The sequence below is a fragment of the Myroides odoratimimus genome (assembly GCF_030326305.1).
GTDB lineage: Bacteria > Bacteroidota > Bacteroidia > Flavobacteriales > Flavobacteriaceae > Flavobacterium > Flavobacterium odoratimimum_A.
The window spans coordinates 50,370-67,573 of record NZ_JACAKB010000016.1; the positions used below are offsets into that span (position 1 = coordinate 50,370).

At 33.0% G+C, this 17,204-nt stretch carries 14 protein-coding genes; 7 read left to right on the top strand and 7 right to left on the bottom strand.

The window, feature by feature from the left end; translation table 11 throughout:
• Positions 1-920: 920 nt before the first annotated feature.
• Positions 921-1,109: a CAL67264 family membrane protein gene (locus HX049_RS11980; protein WP_286416059.1), complete on the bottom strand. Its 189-nt coding sequence runs from the start codon at positions 1,107-1,109 to the stop codon at positions 921-923.
• 12 nt (positions 1,110-1,121) lie between these two features.
• The gene (gene holA / locus HX049_RS11985; RefSeq protein ID WP_286416061.1) at positions 1,122-2,126 is read right to left on the bottom strand and encodes a DNA polymerase III subunit delta; all 1,005 of its coding nucleotides are present in this window, start codon (positions 2,124-2,126) and stop codon (positions 1,122-1,124) included.
• Positions 2,127-2,180: 54 nt separating this feature from the next.
• Between holA and HX049_RS11990 the strand changes: the two genes are divergently transcribed.
• From HX049_RS11990 to HX049_RS12000, 3 genes are all read left to right on the top strand, one after another.
• A complete protein-coding gene (locus HX049_RS11990) occupies positions 2,181-2,645 on the top strand; it encodes a type I restriction enzyme HsdR N-terminal domain-containing protein (protein WP_286416063.1) in 465 nt (154 codons plus the stop codon).
• Positions 2,646-2,773: 128 nt separating this feature from the next.
• Complete coding sequence (locus HX049_RS11995) at positions 2,774-3,772, top strand: glycosyltransferase family 2 protein (RefSeq protein WP_286416064.1); 999 nt, start codon at positions 2,774-2,776, stop codon at positions 3,770-3,772.
• Between the two features lie 79 nt (positions 3,773-3,851).
• Positions 3,852-4,685: an OmpA/MotB family protein gene (locus HX049_RS12000; protein WP_286416065.1), complete on the top strand. Its 834-nt coding sequence runs from the start codon at positions 3,852-3,854 to the stop codon at positions 4,683-4,685.
• Positions 4,686-4,832: 147 nt separating this feature from the next.
• On the opposite strand, the gene acnA is transcribed toward HX049_RS12000, so the two are convergent.
• The gene (gene acnA / locus HX049_RS12005; RefSeq protein ID WP_286416067.1) at positions 4,833-7,562 is read right to left on the bottom strand and encodes an aconitate hydratase AcnA; all 2,730 of its coding nucleotides are present in this window, start codon (positions 7,560-7,562) and stop codon (positions 4,833-4,835) included.
• Between the two features lie 492 nt (positions 7,563-8,054).
• Between acnA and HX049_RS12010 the strand changes: the two genes are divergently transcribed.
• The 3 genes from HX049_RS12010 (at position 8,055) to HX049_RS12020 (ending at position 10,779) form a co-directional block, all read left to right on the top strand.
• Positions 8,055-9,002 (top strand): metallophosphoesterase, encoded by a 948-nt coding sequence (locus tag HX049_RS12010; RefSeq protein ID WP_286416068.1) that lies wholly within the window; start codon positions 8,055-8,057, stop codon positions 9,000-9,002.
• 238 nt (positions 9,003-9,240) lie between these two features.
• A complete protein-coding gene (locus tag HX049_RS12015; RefSeq protein WP_286416069.1) occupies positions 9,241-10,356 on the top strand; it encodes a hypothetical protein in 1,116 nt (371 codons plus the stop codon).
• Positions 10,357-10,365: 9 nt separating this feature from the next.
• A complete protein-coding gene (locus HX049_RS12020; RefSeq protein WP_041891154.1) occupies positions 10,366-10,779 on the top strand; it encodes an EamA family transporter in 414 nt (137 codons plus the stop codon).
• Positions 10,780-10,801: 22 nt separating this feature from the next.
• Here HX049_RS12020 and HX049_RS12025 read toward each other — a convergent pair whose 3' ends face one another.
• The 4 genes from HX049_RS12025 to HX049_RS12040 all read right to left on the bottom strand — a co-directional run bounded on the left by HX049_RS12025 (position 10,802) and on the right by HX049_RS12040 (position 16,252).
• Positions 10,802-12,292 carry a hypothetical protein gene (locus HX049_RS12025; protein WP_286416073.1) on the bottom strand — a complete coding sequence of 497 codons (1,491 nt, stop codon included), beginning with the start codon at positions 12,290-12,292 and terminating at the stop codon, positions 10,802-10,804.
• 165 nt (positions 12,293-12,457) lie between these two features.
• Entirely contained in the window at positions 12,458-14,725 is a 2,268-nt protein-coding gene (locus HX049_RS12030; protein ID WP_286416075.1) for a cation:proton antiporter, read from the bottom strand.
• Positions 14,726-14,835: 110 nt separating this feature from the next.
• Positions 14,836-15,546 (bottom strand): LytR/AlgR family response regulator transcription factor, encoded by a 711-nt coding sequence (locus tag HX049_RS12035; protein WP_041891143.1) that lies wholly within the window; start codon positions 15,544-15,546, stop codon positions 14,836-14,838.
• Entirely contained in the window at positions 15,512-16,252 is a 741-nt protein-coding gene (locus HX049_RS12040) for a sensor histidine kinase (RefSeq protein WP_041891140.1), read from the bottom strand. The genes HX049_RS12035 and HX049_RS12040 overlap by 35 nt, the downstream gene beginning before the upstream one ends.
• A 351-nt stretch (positions 16,253-16,603) precedes the next feature.
• On the opposite strand from HX049_RS12040, the gene HX049_RS12045 reads away from it, so the two are divergent.
• Complete coding sequence (locus HX049_RS12045) at positions 16,604-17,107, top strand: hypothetical protein (protein WP_286416076.1); 504 nt, start codon at positions 16,604-16,606, stop codon at positions 17,105-17,107.
• The last annotated feature ends 97 nt before the right edge of the window (positions 17,108-17,204 follow it).

Here is a 17,204-nt window from a genome sequence, read left to right on the forward strand (position 1 = left end):
ATAGGATTATTTATTAACGGTTATAGCATCGACACTTTATCTTTAATTACAAAGACATCTTTTTACACCTCTTTTAATATGCTCTATTTGGGAAAACAATTTATCAAAAACTAAAACCTTATATCCTTATTTTAATAGCTATATTCACCACCACCACACCTTCACACTACATACAAGAAGAATACCCAGAGAACAAAAGGAGCATTCTTCGACAAAAGCCTCATTTTGCCCACTAAAGTCCTAGCATTGTCCTACAACTGTCCAAGGAGCCAAAAAGAAGCCCTGATTTTGCTAGGGTTAAGAGCTATATACTACTGAGTACAACAACTCATTTTCAAACAAACCACTAACTATCAATTAGTTAAACAGAAAAAGGTTTAAAAAAAGTATACACTTTTTTGCTTTTCAAGCCTTAATTCACTAAAATTAGAAGAAAACAAGGTAAAAAGAGGGAGATTTTAGGGGAGAAATAAGTTTTTTTGATGATAAATAGGTGTTTTTTTGATAAAAGTTGATCATTTTTTTAATTGAAGTTGAATGGATATACTAGGCGGTTATGCCTAATTAAATATAGATGGGCTATATAGCCAGTCAGAATAATTCGGGTAGGTAGTTGGGATAGTGATATATCATGAATTAAAAATCCGCAAGAACGAGAACGTAACGATTGTGTGATATACATACCTAAAGCCCGAAGGGCTAAGATTCGTAATTATTAATTTGAAATTCGTAATTGTTAAAAGGGGTGTACATTGTCGGCAGTATGTAATACAGCCCTACGATGACGGATACATATCATGGATTAAATCCGAGATAACGAGACGTAATGTACATAACTAAAGCCCGAAGGGCTAGGATTCGTAATTTTTAATTGTTTAAAAAAGAAGAGGAGAGCAATGCTCTCCTCTTCTTTTTTAAACTTATACTCTTCCTTTTAAAGCGTTAAAAACCCATGCTATTGCAAAGAAACCGATTCCTACAGCTGTGAATCCCCACCCTGCGATTTCGGAATATTTAAATGCTCCTAGACAGATTAATAAGATACCCATCATAATCATAATCAACGTAGCATATCCTAGAATCTTATTCTTGTTTAAATTGTTCGACATTATTTATTTATTTTAATTAAATATTTTGATTAACATCTCCTTAAGCAGTTCTCCTTGTGGCATCGCTTGAGCTCCTACTCCCTTACTTTTAAGGTCTACATCCTTTAGATGTGCAATAATACTACTGACTTGCTTCATCTTATAGATTCTAAAACCCGTTTCGTAGTCTTTTATTGCGTATTGACTCACTTTTAATTGTTTCATCACGTTGGATGGTGACTTATCTTTCAGCCCGTGATACAACAAAAGTTTAGAAAAATAAGAATAAACAAGCCCCATTGTCAATACGATTGGGTTATTCTTTGGATTCTGTGCAAAGTAATTTGCAATTTTATACGCTTTGATCTGATTACGGTCTACAATAGCTTTAATCAACTCAAAATTATTAAAATCTTTACTTATTCCGATGTTCTTTTCTACTACTTCTGCTGTGATTTGTACTCCTTTTGGTACAATTAAAGCCAATTTATCTATCTCATTCGCTATTTTAGACAAATCTGTTCCTAAGAACTCTACTAACATTGCAGAAGCTTTAGGATCTATACTATACCCTTTTGCAGTTAGTAATTTCTTAAGCCAAGCTTCTATCTGATACTCTTTTAACTTCTTACTTTCAAATATGATACCAGACTTCTCTATTGCCTTGTAAATCTTCTTTCTTTTGTCTAATGTTTTGTACTTATAGCAGAATACTAATACCGTAGATGGTTGTACTTGTGCAGCATAAGATTCTAATTGGTCTATAGAACGTGCTAACTCTTGAGCTTCCTTAACTATGACCACTTGCTTTTCTGCCATTAAAGGGAATCGCTTTGCATTAGAAACAATGTCTTGAACAGTGACATCTCGCCCATATAATACCATTTGATTAAACCCCTTCTCTTCTTCTGTCAATAGATTATCTTCAATATACTCAGAGATTTTATCAATATAATACGGTTCTTCCCCCATCAAAAAATATATAGGAGCAGCATTCCCTGCCTTTATATTCTTTATTATGTCCTTTACTTGATCCAAAATATTAGTTTTAAATATTGCTCAATACCGGTAGAAAAAAAATATCTTTGCTTTATGCAAAGACTGAATTTCCCACCGTTTGATTTTCGTTTCAAAAATAGTGAAAATAAGCTATCTATTTTTGATGTTATCCGTAAAAAGTTTATTCAGCTTACTCCTGAGGAATGGGTAAGACAGCATGTAGTACATGATTTGATCTATACTAAAGGTTATCCTCTTTCCCTCATCAGTGTAGAGAAAGTAGTGAGAATTAATGGAATGACGAAACGATATGATGTGGTGATTTTTAGACCTAATGGTGAAATCTATATGCTCATAGAGTGTAAAGCACCTGAGATAAAAATTACCCAAACAACATTTGATCAGATTGCTCGTTATAATTTTCAATTAAGATCAACCTATCTGTATGTCACCAATGGGCTAAATCATTACTACTGTCAAATGGATTATGAGAATAGTAAATATGTGTTCTTGAGAGAATTGCCGAATTATAATGAGGAATTAGGAATGAAAAATTAGTTAACAGTGAACGGTTGACAGTTTACAGTCTTACAAAACTATAATAGCTCAAAGTCGGGAGACTTTGCGCAGCGAGAGAACAACATCACGACATCACAAAAAACGATTTCACACAAAAGAAAAACAAAATGAATAAAAAGTTTGCCGTAGCTATTTTAAATTGGAATGGAGAACAGCTGTTAAGACAGTTTCTTCCTTCTGTAGTGAAGTATTCGGACAAAGCTAATATATACGTTATAGATAATGCTTCTACTGATCAGTCTATAACTGTTCTAGAACAAAAGTTTCCTTCTGTTCATATTATACAGAATAAGCAAAACTATGGTTTTGCTCAAGGATATAATGAAGGGTTAAAAGATATACAAGAGCCTTACTTAGTACTGTTGAATTCAGATATCGAAGTAACCGAAAATTGGTTAGACTCGGTAGAAGAAATATTTGATAAACAACCTCGAGTAGCTATTGTACAACCTAAAATTCTTGACTATAAACGCAAAACACACTTTGAGTATGCAGGCGCTGCAGGTGGTTTTATAGATTCGTACGGATTCCCATTCTGTAGAGGACGTATCTTCGATACCATAGAAGAAGATAAAGGGCAATACAACGATATTATAGATATATTCTGGGCATCAGGTGCTTGCTTTTTTATCCGTAATGAAGTTTACCAAAAACTAGGTGGGCTCGATGAAGACTACTTTGCTCATCAAGAAGAAATAGACTTATGCTGGCGAGCACATCATCTGGGACATAAGATTAAGTACACGGGGTATTCTACTGTGTATCACGTTGGTGGAGCAACTTTAAAGTATCAGAGCCCAAAGAAGACTTATCTTAACTTTAGGAACTCATTACTAACATTATACAAGAATCTCCCTTCTAAAGGCAAGTTCTCTACTATCTTTTTGAGATTGTGCTTAGACGGCATCGCAGGGGTAAGATATATGCTAATGTTGCAACCCAAACATTGTTTTGCAATTGTTCGTTCTCACTTTGCATTTTACAAACGTATTCCTATCTTCAAAAAAAAGGTATCAAAATCTCCTGTAAAAGAGTATTATCGAACTAAATCAATTATTAAATTATATTATATTCAAAAACGTAAGACTTATATTAGAATATTCTAATTAAAATAGTTTAGACTTTTCTTTCTATATTGCCATCTATTTGCTATATTTGACAAAACAATTCAATCATTTTTTAATTATGAAAAAAGTAGTTTTAGGATTATCTGTTTTAGCCTTGACATTAGGTTCTTGTGGTACAAAACAGAAAATTGCAGACTTAGAAGCTAAAAACAAAGAAGTACAAGATTTATTAAATACATGTACTATAAAACTAAACTCTGCTTTAGCTGAGAGAAATGCTTTCTCTAACGAGATCGAGCATTTGAAAAAGAACAACTCTGACTTATTAAGCAATATGGGTAACATGACTATGTTAACTTCTAAAGGTGCTGAAAACTTAGAGAAAACTTTGGAGAGCATGAAAGAGAAAGATCTTAAGATCACTCGTCTTCAAGATGCTATCACGAAGAAAGACTCTGTTACTTTAGCTTTAGTAAGAAGTGTGAAGAAAGAAGTTGGTTTCGATGATCCAGATATCCAAGTTAACGTAGAAAAAGGTGTAGTATACATCTCTATCGCTGACAAATTATTATTCAAAACAGCTGGTTATGAAGTAAGTTCTGAGGCTAAACGTGTATTAGCTAAAGTAGCTGCTATCGCTAAGAGCAAACCAGACTTCGAAGTAATGGTAGAAGGGCATACAGATAACGTATCTATCAAAAACGCAATGATGAGAGACAACTGGGATTTAAGTGTTAAACGTGCGGTATCTATTGTTCAAGTTTTACAAAATGACTTCCAATTAAACCCTGGTCAATTAGTTGCTTCAGGACGTGGAGAGTATGTGCCATTAGTTGAAAACGATACTCCTGAAAACAGAGCTAGAAACAGAAGAACTAGAATCGTTTTACTTCCTAAGATTGATCAATTCTACGATATGATCGAGAAAGAAATGAAAAATATGACTAAATAATTTTAGTTATTAAAATAAAGAAAAGGGCTGTCTTATAAATAAGACAGCCCTTTTTTAATTATAAATTTTCAATTAGGAATTAATTACGAATTTCAAATGACAAATGACGATTTTAATACGCGTCACATCATGGATTGCTAACAATTCTTAATTCTTTAGATAGTCTCTCAATACATATTGTAGAATACCATCGTTTTTATAATACTCTATTTCAATTAAAGAATCAAAACGAGCTTTAGCTTGGAAAGAAAGAGTTTCTCCATTCTCTTTTACCGCCTTTACCTCTAGTATTTTGTGTGGTACTAAATCTTGTTCGATTCCTGTGATAGTGAATGTCTCTTTTCCAGTTAAACCTAATGATTCAGCTGTTTGGCCTTCTAAGAATTGTAATGGAGCTATCCCCATACCTATTAAGTTACTTCTATGGATACGCTCAAAGCTTTCTGCTATAACAGCTTTTACTCCTAATAAATAAGTTCCTTTTGCTGCCCAGTCACGAGAAGATCCACTTCCGTATTCTTTACCAGCCAAGATTATTAAAGGAGTCTTATCTTCTTGATACTTCATCGCTGTATCAAACACAGAAAGAGATTCATTCGTAGGTAAATAAGTACTATATCCTCCTTCGCGTTGTGCTACTTTATTCTTAATACGCACATTGGCAAAGGTACCTCTCATCATCACTTCATGGTTACCACGTCTAGATCCGTATGAGTTAAAATCTTTTGGTTCTACTCCTTGTGACAGTAAATATTTACCTGCTGCTGAACTCTCATTAAAAGCTCCTGCCGGCGAAATATGATCTGTAGTCACTGAATCTCCTAAATACAACAATACCCTAGCATTGTGTACATCTGCAATTGGCTTAGGTTGAGCTGGTAAGTTTTCGAAGAATGGCGCTTGTCTGATATAAGTAGATGGTTGATCCCATTCAAACTTCTGACCTGTTGGCGCTTGTAAGTTCTTCCAGTCTTGCTCACCTTCAAAAATCACACTGTATACTTGTTCAAAATCTTCTTGTTTCAATGATTCGTTAATTACTGCTCTAATCTCCTCATGTGTTGGCCATATATCTTTTAGATACACTGGCTGTCCATTAGGATCATAGTCTAAAGGATCATTAATTAAATCAATATCTACTCTACCTACAAGTGCATAAGCAACAACTAACATCGGAGACATCAAGAAGTTCATTTTTACTTGTGGGTGTACCCTAGCCTCGAAGTTTCTATTCCCTGACAATACAGATGCTACAACTAAATCACCTTTAGTCACTGCCTCTGCTACAGGTAATGGAAGAGGTCCACTATTACCAATACATGAAGTACATCCGTACCCTACTGTATGGAATCGAAGTGCCTCTAGGTCTTCTAATAGACCTGAGCGCTGTAGATACTGAGTCACAACCTTAGACCCTGGAGCTAAACTTGTCTTAACCCATGACTTCGTTCTCAGACCTTTCTCAATAGCTTTACGAGCTACTAGTCCTGCTCCAATCATTACTTCTGGATTAGACGTATTCGTACAACTCGTAATAGCAGCGATAACGATACTTCCGTCTCCTATTACATACTCTTTGTTCTTCTGTTTAATACGAACTGTACGCAGACTATCTTTTACAACTTCTGTAGTAGGATTAGCAGCTTTGTTCTCTTCGTAAGCAAACTCAGTCCCAGAACCTCCTTCTGATAGCCAAGCGTGCTCTCTACGCTCTTTAGTATCAGTATAGGTACGATTATACTCTTGCTCTAATAAAGTAGAGAATGATGTCGCTAAATCTTTTACTAATATTTTGTCTTGTGGACGTTTAGGTCCAGATACTGTAGGCTCTAATGTATTTAGATCTAACTCGATCACAGTAGTATACTCAATGCTCTCTTTCCCTGTTCTCCATAACATATTGTTTTTACAATAGTCTTCTACTAAGTTTATCTGCTCTTCACTTCTATTCGTAGCACGCATATAATCTAAGGTACGGTTATCAATAGGGAAATAAGTAACTGTACATCCGAACTCTGGTGACATATTAGATATAGTCGCTCTATCAGTCACAGATAGATTATCTAAGCCATCGCCAAATACTTCTACGAATTTACCTACTACTCCTACTTGACGCAATATCTTCGTAATAGATAATACCATATCAGTAGCAGTAGCGCCTTGTGGTATTTTACCCGTTAATTTTAATCCGATTACTTCTGGGCAAGTAAAATAAATTGGTTGTCCAAGCATAGCCGCCTCAGCTTCAATACCTCCTACTCCCCATGCAATAACTCCAATACCATTCACCATAGGTGTATGTGAATCTGTACCTACTAAAGTATCTGGGAAAGCCCATCCATCTCTTTCGATAACACCTTTAGCTAAATACTCTAAATTTACCTGGTGACAAATACCCATTCCCGGAGGAACTACTGTGAAGTTATTTAGCTCCTGCTGAGCCCATTTTAACAACTCATAGCGTTCAGAATTACGCTCATATTCTTTTTCTACATTTCCCTTATAAGAGTAATCTGTTCCATAATAATCTACCTGAACAGAGTGGTCAATAACCAAATCTACAGGAATTGCTGGGTTAATCTTATTCCCGTCTTTTCCCTGTCTGATGAACTCATCTCTCAAAGACGCAATATCTACAACAGCTGGTACCCCTGTAAAGTCTTGCATTAAAACACGTGCTGGCTTAAAGGGAATATCTTTGTCAGTACCCTTTGGATCCCAGTTAACTAGAGTGTCTAAATGCTCGTCTGTTATCACATAACCATCGTGATTACGCAAAACATTCTCCAATAAAATTCTTATCGAAAACGGCAATCTTTCGATATTGTTACCCTTGTCCTGTAACTCTTTTAGTGATGCAATTTTATACTTTGTCATAATTGTTAGTTTATACAGGTTAAGTTACTGAAAACAAACTAGATTAGCTATTAAATATTTATTAAAAAACCGCTAACATTATAATATATCCAACTTATAAACAAGAGAATAAGCCATCTTAAAGAATTATTATATTGGCAAATTGACTCTTATTTTTTTAGAGAATATAGATATTTTCAATACCGTATTTTCTCTAATACAACCACCTCATTCAAAGACATATATCAATATCTTAATTCCTATTACTATCTCACTAGATAATTCAGCCATAAGCCTATATATTCCATTACTTTTAAAAACAAACAAAAAATAACTTTACTCTTAAAAAATAGATTTTAATTTATTATTTAACATATTTCACTTTTCTTTTATATGATACAGTTATTATAAACTAATTTTATTGTAGATATCATATATTATCTTTTTAATTTTATTTTTCAGATAATTTATTCGCAAATTATTGTACATTTAATAACACCAACAACTTGTATAATGAAAACAATTGACAAAAATTTTGTAGACTTTGATATAATAGGAGATATTCATGGACATAGTAATGATTTAAAGAGATTATTAGCTGCTTTAGGCTATTCTAATAAAAGAGGATATTATCAACATCCTGAACGAAAAGTACTATTCGTAGGAGATTATATAGACAGAGGAATTAATATTATAGAAGTTCTAGATATCGTAAAAAAGATGGTTGATAATGGGGAGGCTATTGCCTTAATGGGAAATCATGAGTACAATGCTATCTGTTATAACACCTTATCTACAGAAGGAAATTACCTTAGAGAACACACTCCTAAGAACTTTAATCAACATGCTGTGACAATGGCTGCTTTTATGCAAGTGCCTAATATGTACAAAATGTATATAGAGTGGTTTAAATCACTTCCTTTATTTTATGAGAATGATTCGTTTAGAGCTGTTCATGCATGTTGGGATGATCGACATATCAATTATTTAAGAAACCGATTAGTCAATGACTGTATTACGAATGATCTGTTAGAAGAAGCGAATAAAGAAGGAACAGAATTATATAATGCTGTAGAAACAACATTAAAAGGAAAAGAAGCGAAGATGCCTGAAGGTATAAGCTTCATCGATAAAGATCGTATACTACGCACTGAGTTTAGAACTAAATGGTGGGAAGATCCTAAAGAAATGACCTATAACTCTATCAGTGTACATCCTATACAAGAGCTACCTCATACTCCTTTTGAGTTTGAGAGTGATAACTTTTATCAGATCGTAGAGAAACCTGTGTTCTTTGGTCACTATTGGATGAAACACAAGGTAGGTACTAGACCCAGTATCATTAAAGATAATGTATGCTGTGTCGATTTTAGCGTTGCTAAGGGGGACGGAATACTTGTATGCTACAGATATAGTGGAGAAGACAAGTTGGACTCTAAGCAACTCGTCTTTGTAAAATAACGTCAAACTTTCTCTCTCCAAATCTATGATTAACTATTTAAAACTTTTCCTTAAAAGAAAAAACACCAAAGAAATAGACAATACGTCATTAGATTTTTTGACTTTACAAAATTGTGATAACGCCGTTTTTATACTTGATAATCATTTAATAAGCAAAAATAAAATATCTTATTACAACTGTAACCAAAACATCGATGACATACAAGTTTTGTATTTTACTTGTATTAACAATAAACCTTTGCTATTTATAGCAGGGAAGCACAATAGTCATATCCCTACTTCATCTGTAAACTTTCTTTCTACTTTTCTACACTTAGCCGAAAAGTTAGGGTTTAATCCTGTATTACTAACCTTATTCGAAGAAACCTTTAGTTGTGAAAGAAATATGTTTATATGGGCTAGAAAAAATCCTAGTAACTGTAAAGTATTAGAACAAGGAACCTATGCAGATACAATCCTAGAAGGTTATGAATTGCAGAATCAAGCAAAAACTTTTATATCATGGGAAACTCCTTATGAAGAAGTAATTGCATTAGAAGAAGTATTAATGACTAAACCATCTAATGAAGATGATTTAGTTAAATACAGCTTTAAGGTCCCTGTGAGACTTGGAAACCTTGTTCTCAACGATTTTAATTTTTATGATTGTCATAGAAAGAATATTCCTGTGAGCAATTATTTCTCTTATTGTGAGTATAAACAAATTGGTAATAAACCGTATTCCTTTTTAAAACATGCTTTACTAGAGAATCAAAGCCTTACTAGTGCTTCTATCGATACAGAAGAGGATAAGAGTGTTATCTTTAGTACAAAAATAAAAACAGATCACTTAGAGTTTTATTTCTCTAACGCCTATCCTGTAGACTTAGATGCGGCTAATAATAAAGTATTTTTCTTAATTACTAATTTAAAAGAATACTTGAATACTGTAATCTATCCAGAGTATATACTTAAATTATCTATAGCCAACTGTACAACACTATCAGATAATATAACTCTAGATATAAAAACCTATAAAGAAACAGCACATATCTATAGAGTACCAACATTCATACAAGAGATCTCTCAGAATAAACCTTTTATTTGGATAGATGATAATAACGACGAAATAGGCTTCTCTGATGATCGCTATGCTCATATAATACCACTAGCAGAGGTAAAATATATCTGTATAGAAACTACTGAGAATAGCGATGGAACTATAGAGTCTAAACTAAGCATCCGTCCACAAGGAAGTAATATGGAAATTATAAATATATTTACTTCAAAAAGCGTAGATTTGAGCAAATTTGAAGAACAAATCAGAAGAGATATTCCTGTACCTATACAGTGTCCTCTAGATGATTATTTATAAAACAATATTATGTGGAAGTACTACGCTCTACTCTCAGCTATATTTGCTGCAATGACAGCCATATTATCGAAAGTAGGAGTAAAAGGAATTAATGGTAACCTAGCTACAGCTATACGCACTAGTGTAGTCTTAGTCTTAGCTTGGGGAATAGTGATTGCAAATAGCGACTTTAAAGGTATGAAAGAATTGAGTAAGTCTAATCTTATCTTCTTAATTGCTTCTGGAGTTGCGACAGGGCTATCGTGGATATTTTATTTCAAAGCTCTAGAGTCAGGTCCTGTATCTAAAGTAGCTCCGATAGATAAACTGAGTATTGTATTTGTGATGATTATCTCTTTTATCTTCTTAAAAGAGCCTATGGATCTAAAAACTATAATTGGTGGATGTCTTATTGTAGGAGGTACACTAGTCCTAATCTTATAAAAAACTTTCTTTGAGTTCTCGATTAACTCAAAGAAAGTTCTTCTATAGCTTCAATACCTGTTCGTTTACACACAATTCTAAATCGTTTATACTCTACGATATTTTCATACTTTATTTGTGCTATGAAGTTAAGATAGTAGATCTTATCTGCTAATATTCTTTCTGGCTCCCCTATTAAATCATTTTGATCTAGAGTATACACAGTCACATAAGGATTATTCATTCTTTGAGTAAGTCGAGTTAGATTAAAATGAATAATATCATTAATCCCGTCAAAGGCATACGTACTCTCTTTAATAACCTTCTTATTATCTAGATGTACTTTCTTTCTGTACAACATGATTTTCTCATTGTGAATCTTATTCTCTATTTCTAATAAGGCTGAACGATCACGTAAATTAAGTACTTCTTCAGGCACCTTTTCTTCTACTATAAAATCGACAGATTCCTTTATCCAACCTATCTTTTGATCTTTTACACTAATATTCGTTTTATTATCGAAATACTTCCCTCCTAACTTTCCTATAAAGTAATAACGCATTAGTTCCTTAATCCTATCTTTCAACATATAACTTATAACTAATGCTACAAACAAAGGCATTGTAAAGTTGCCATATTTTTGTTGAAAAGAGAAAGCAATAACAGTAGCAAAAATCATAGACAACCCCGCTGCTAAACTATAATATATCTGCTGGGCAATCACACCATCTTCGTCTTTTCGTTTATTCGAAATTAAAGCTAAATCAGACTCTATATACTTATCTAACATAGTGTGCCTATATACTACTTTCTGATTATTCTCTCTATCCCCTTTCTTAATATCTAGATAGTTGTGTATTTTCATATACTCTTTTTCTCTAGTTATTAATCCTATTAAATGTTGGCGTACTTTCTCTGATAGATTATACTGATCACCTTCTAACAGTTCTAAGAAACCAAAAACCTGATGCACTATCGCATAAGATAAATACTCATCTGCAAAGTCATAGTAATTTCTTGTTTCACTCCCTTCTTCTATATCAATTAACAACTCTCTAAGCCCTCTAAACTGAATAGAAATGTTCTCCACTGCTGAGGCAAATTCTAAACATCTTACCTCTAAATCTTTCGTTAAAATACACTTCTTGATCTCAACAAGATGATTGCGAATAGCACTTCTAAAAATAGCCATGAACATCTTTAGCTGAAACTCATACTCCATTAATAACTCAGATGAATCCTCTTCTGCTTGTAACACATCATTTAAAGCTGAACGCAAATTATTTAATGGTACAGCTCCGTTATCAACAATTTCTTTTAGAAGGTAAATAGGTGTTATAAATCTGACCTTAGACTTAACATCTGAATAAAACTGATCTTTAGTATATGTAGAAGCATTAATATCTAAACTATTAGGAATAAAAAACCAAGTATTAATATCAAACTCTGCTGTTTGACCAATTTGCTTTGTCTTAAACCCTATTTTAACCTCTACTGAATAAGCATCATGAATGCTTGTTTCTATATCTATCATACCTTAACCCTAGAATATATACGTGAAGATATTAAATAATTCTGAGGTTAAACATATAACTTCTTCTAAAACTCACTAGCTCTTTACATTGCTTTATGAAATAAAAAAACTGCTCTCCCTGGACGGAGAGCAGTACCACAAATTAATATAAAACACACAATATCTCTACAATTGAATTAACAACATAGATGGTGCACTGTTTAGCCATGCTTTTCGTTCTTCTACTAGTGTTTTCCAACTTTCTAAACTGATCAACATCAGATTAAAATCCTTTATAAACTCATTATTAACTTCCTTAACACTAACAATTCTAATGTGGTTAGGCTTAAACTGTTCGATCAACCTAATCTGTTCTTTAAACTCAGGGTAACTTTCTAACTGACCTGTTGCGTCTAACACTGTAATCTGCGCTTCACTATTGCGAATCCACTTCTGTGCATAACTTAGCAGCTTCAAGTCCTGCTTAGAGAATACAGGCAAGAAAATTTGCTCCACCTTATCAAAGTCTTTATTGATAAAAATTCCCACAGGTACTTTAGAACGATTAAGAATCTGTTGTGTTCTAGCGTTAAACCATGAGTTCTCAAAGAATTTCTCTTTTCCTGTCACCTTGTTCAACAATACATCTGGATTGATAATACGAGTGGTAAAACCTAAGATATTCCCTAATAGAGACCCTCTATAAATAGAATACCCGACTTCAATTAATAATAAATCACTGATTTGCTCATTAACTACATTGACCACATCACTTTCGATATCATTGGATACCTTATAATAGGTTTGTACTTCTTGATCTAAGGCTGTCGCTTCTTCTTGCACTGCTTCAAATATTTCATTCTCATACTCCGTAGAAGTAAAGGCATTTACTTCTATACTATCTACTAAGTGCATCGCTGTAATCCCAGTATCTGCATTATTTTTGCCTACAAAGCTACTAGCCAATCTCATCAGTGGAGCTAAACTTGTTTTGTCTTCAAAAAATAGAGATACTTGGTATTTTCCTAGATTAGGAGTAACAGTTTTTACTTCATCATCTCCTAATGGTCCGAATATCTTTGCAATCAAATCTAATACAGGCCCCGTCATAAAGGTCGTTGCTAAAGCCATAATCACCATCATAGCAAACACTTCTCCTGTCAATACTCCTAGATCAAAACCAATATTCAATACTATCAATTCCATTAATCCTCTAGTATTCATCAGTGCACCTATCGTTAAACTATCTTTCCAAGATATACCAACTATCTTGGCTGTTAAGGCACTACCGACAAACTTCCCTATCGTTGCTACCAAGATAATGACTCCAGTCACCTTCCATAGATAAGGTTCATTTAAAAGACCTATTTCTGTACGTAACCCTGTATAAACAAAGAATAGAGGTAAGAATAAAACTACTGCTACATCTTCTACCTTCTCAATAAAGATGTTTCTAATCTTCATATTATCAGGCATCACTGCACCTGTCATAAAAGCTCCAAATAAAGCATGGATACCTATTACTTCTGTACAGTAAGAAGAAATAATTAATGTCAATAAAAATATAGCTACAGTTCCTTTAGAGAACATATTACTCGTTGGTTGGTATTTAGCAATACGTGCTAAGAATGGCTTTACTAACTTTAGCATCACAATTACATAAATAATAGCTAAAGCCATAATATAAAGCGAACTAGCAAAACTTCCTGCTTGTACAATCGCTATTACAGCTGCTAATAGACACCAAGCTGTAATATCATCTGCCGCCGCACAAGTAATAACGATAGTTCCTAAACGTGTCTTTTGTAATCCTCTCTCCTGCACAATACGCGCCAATACTGGAAAGGCAGTGATACTCATAGATATACCTAAAAACAATCCGAAGGACAGAAACTCTACTCCTTCTGGTGCGAAGGAAGTGAAAATATAATAAGCAAGAGTCATTCCCAAGGCGAAGGGAATAATAATACTAGCGTGACTAATCAGAACAGCATCATGTGCCTTATTCTTTAGCACCTTTAGGTCTAGCTCCATTCCGATGACAAACATGAAGAGAATTAATCCTATCTGACTTAAGAAACTTAAATTGCCTAATGAATGTACAGGAAATAAAGCTTCTGAGAATTCTGGAAAATAAGCCCCTACAAAAGAAGGGCCTAACGCAATACCTGCTATGATTTCTCCAATTACAGAAGGTTGACCTATCTTCTTACAAATCCATCCGAATACTCTAGCAACTAAAACAATCGTTACAATCTGGGCTAATAATAAAGCTAATGGAAAGTTTAAGTTGTCTTGTATCGTATCTAAGAAATTCTCAAAAATACTCTTGTCTGACACTACTTTAACAACATTAGACTCTAATTTAACCCCTTTAGAAACCACCCAATACATTAAGGCTGAACATCCGCCAATAATAAAGAAATATAAAAGCGAATTTTTAAACTTTGACATACTACTTACTTTTTACACCACAAACATCTCTATAATAATGCTTGTAAATAGCAAGAATGAATCCAAAGACTACCAAGTTGTAATGAAAGTGTATTTTTCTGTAATGAGTTTTATATCTTTTCTAGAAAATCAGTTTTATAGGTCATCCCAAGTGTTAGTTCTAGAGGCTTTCCATCAATTCCCTTTAGTGTAGTAGTTATCTCATCATGACTAAAAAAACGCACTATTCTTAGAGCGATCAACTCTCCTTTATTAATACGACAGAACTTAGAACTAGGCAAAACTGAAACGAATTTATCTAAAGACATATTCTTCGCTACGACCACTTGATTGTTCTCTAAATAAACATCTTTATCCCTACTATCCATTTCGTTAGTTTTGATATAAAGAATATCTGAGAAATAAAGCAGTGCTTTTCCTTTGTTCGAATTTATCGTAATAAAGGTAACTTCATCCACTGGCTTATACTGTCGCATTGCTTTTAATACGGCTTTGTGAAGTCTTTCCTTCTTAATTGGTTTAGCGATATAGTCAATAGCTTCTATCTCAAAAGCTTCTAGCGCATACTCTTTATATGCTGTCACGAAGATAACACCTTTATTAGGCAGAAGTTGTGCAACACTAAGACCATCTAATCCAGGCATATTAATATCCAAGATAACAACATCAAAGTCTTGATGTGGCGCTTCCTCTAAAAAGACTGCAGGATCATTATAAGCCTTTACGATTTCTATTTCCTCTATTTGCTCACATAACATTTTTAGGTATTTTAGTCCTAAAAGTTCATCATCGAGCAATATGCATTTTAGTTTTGAAGTCATGTAGGTTAATTTTTAAGTGCGTAGAGTAAATATGATCATCTTCGTTTTTTTCTAGCTTATAAGCAGTCCCATATATTAATTCAAGTCGCTTATTCAAAGCAGTAAGTCCATATCCCCCTTTTTCCTTGTGTAAAGTTTTCATACGAGACTTTTTATTAGAAACCAGTAGATCAAAATGTCCATTCTTCAATTTAAACAAAATAGAAATAAACGCATCTGTACTAGCCAAGTCTGCATGCTTAAATGCATTCTCAATCAATTCTACACATATAAGAGGCGCTATTAATTCTTCTGTATAAAATACCTCTCCTTCTCCTATATTAGATCTTATATCAAGTCTAAAAAGAGGATTCAACTTAATCTTATTGATGTCGATAAGGCGCAAAGCAAATTCGTGTTCTTCTTTAAGAGAAACCATTTTTCGTTGGCTATCATATAAAATATAATCTAATACTCCAGCCATTTTATCTAGAGCGTAATAAGTCTGATAAGCATGAGATTGAATAGAGTTCAGAATATTTTTAAACAGATGCGGGTCTAATCTAGACTCAAGATTTTCTAACTGTAAATATCGCATCTTAGAATCAAAGAGATACTTTTCTTTTTCTAACTCTAATCGCTTCTTATTATTCTGTATAATTAAGTATACTAAGCAAACAATCGCTACTATCAATAAAATAATTACTATAACTAGAAAAGCTTTCATCTATTCTGATTTTTAAACAAAACTAAAGAAATAAATCGACTTCATAATATCATAATTTACAGACGTAATTAAGCGTATTAACTGCATATACTACAGAATAAACAATTTTTTAATATTTAGGGAACACTAAACTATCATACTGACTAAAAGTTACAATATATAATTAGTACATAAAACTGAGCTTTTATTTAAAAAACACAAAAAACACACATATCAGACTATTATTAACCAATTTAAACACATTCCATTATTGAATTCTAAAAACAAACGAAAATAATAAAAATAAACTATTATTTTAACAATAATAATTATCTTAGCTAATGTAATAAATCAAATAAAAACACCATAAATATGATAGTATTCAAATCTGATTTACAAAATCACTTGTCAAATCTAAATGCTAAAAAGGAAAGTAAAAACACCACTAATTATGTACTTTCTTATTTAACACAAAACACCATTACGCCAATTGGTTTCTATGGCATGCTAGAAAATAACCAAATAGAAAATATCTTAAGTATTAAAAAGACATTAATCAACTTATTCGTAGATATTAAACTAGAAATACTAGATGCTATAGGATATCTAACAGAAGACCATCTACAGGATTTAAACAAACTAAAAATCCTATTCCAAATCAACGAACAAGAGCTTCTAAGCTATAAAACGTATGAAATTCAAGATATCATAACACAACAAATATCTTCTCTAGAAAACAAATTTAAAAACAACGGATTAGATATCATGATGAATCTAAATAGTTTAAAGAGGTTATTAGGGATACCTACTCCAGAGTTAAATATGAATTTAGATACTAATCTATGTACTAACTCAATGACAGAAGTAGTAATCTAACAGTAATAGCCAAACTCACAAACAACAACAAAAACAACAAATACTTTTTACTGTATTCAGATTATTTAATATACTATTCAAAGTATATTAAATAATA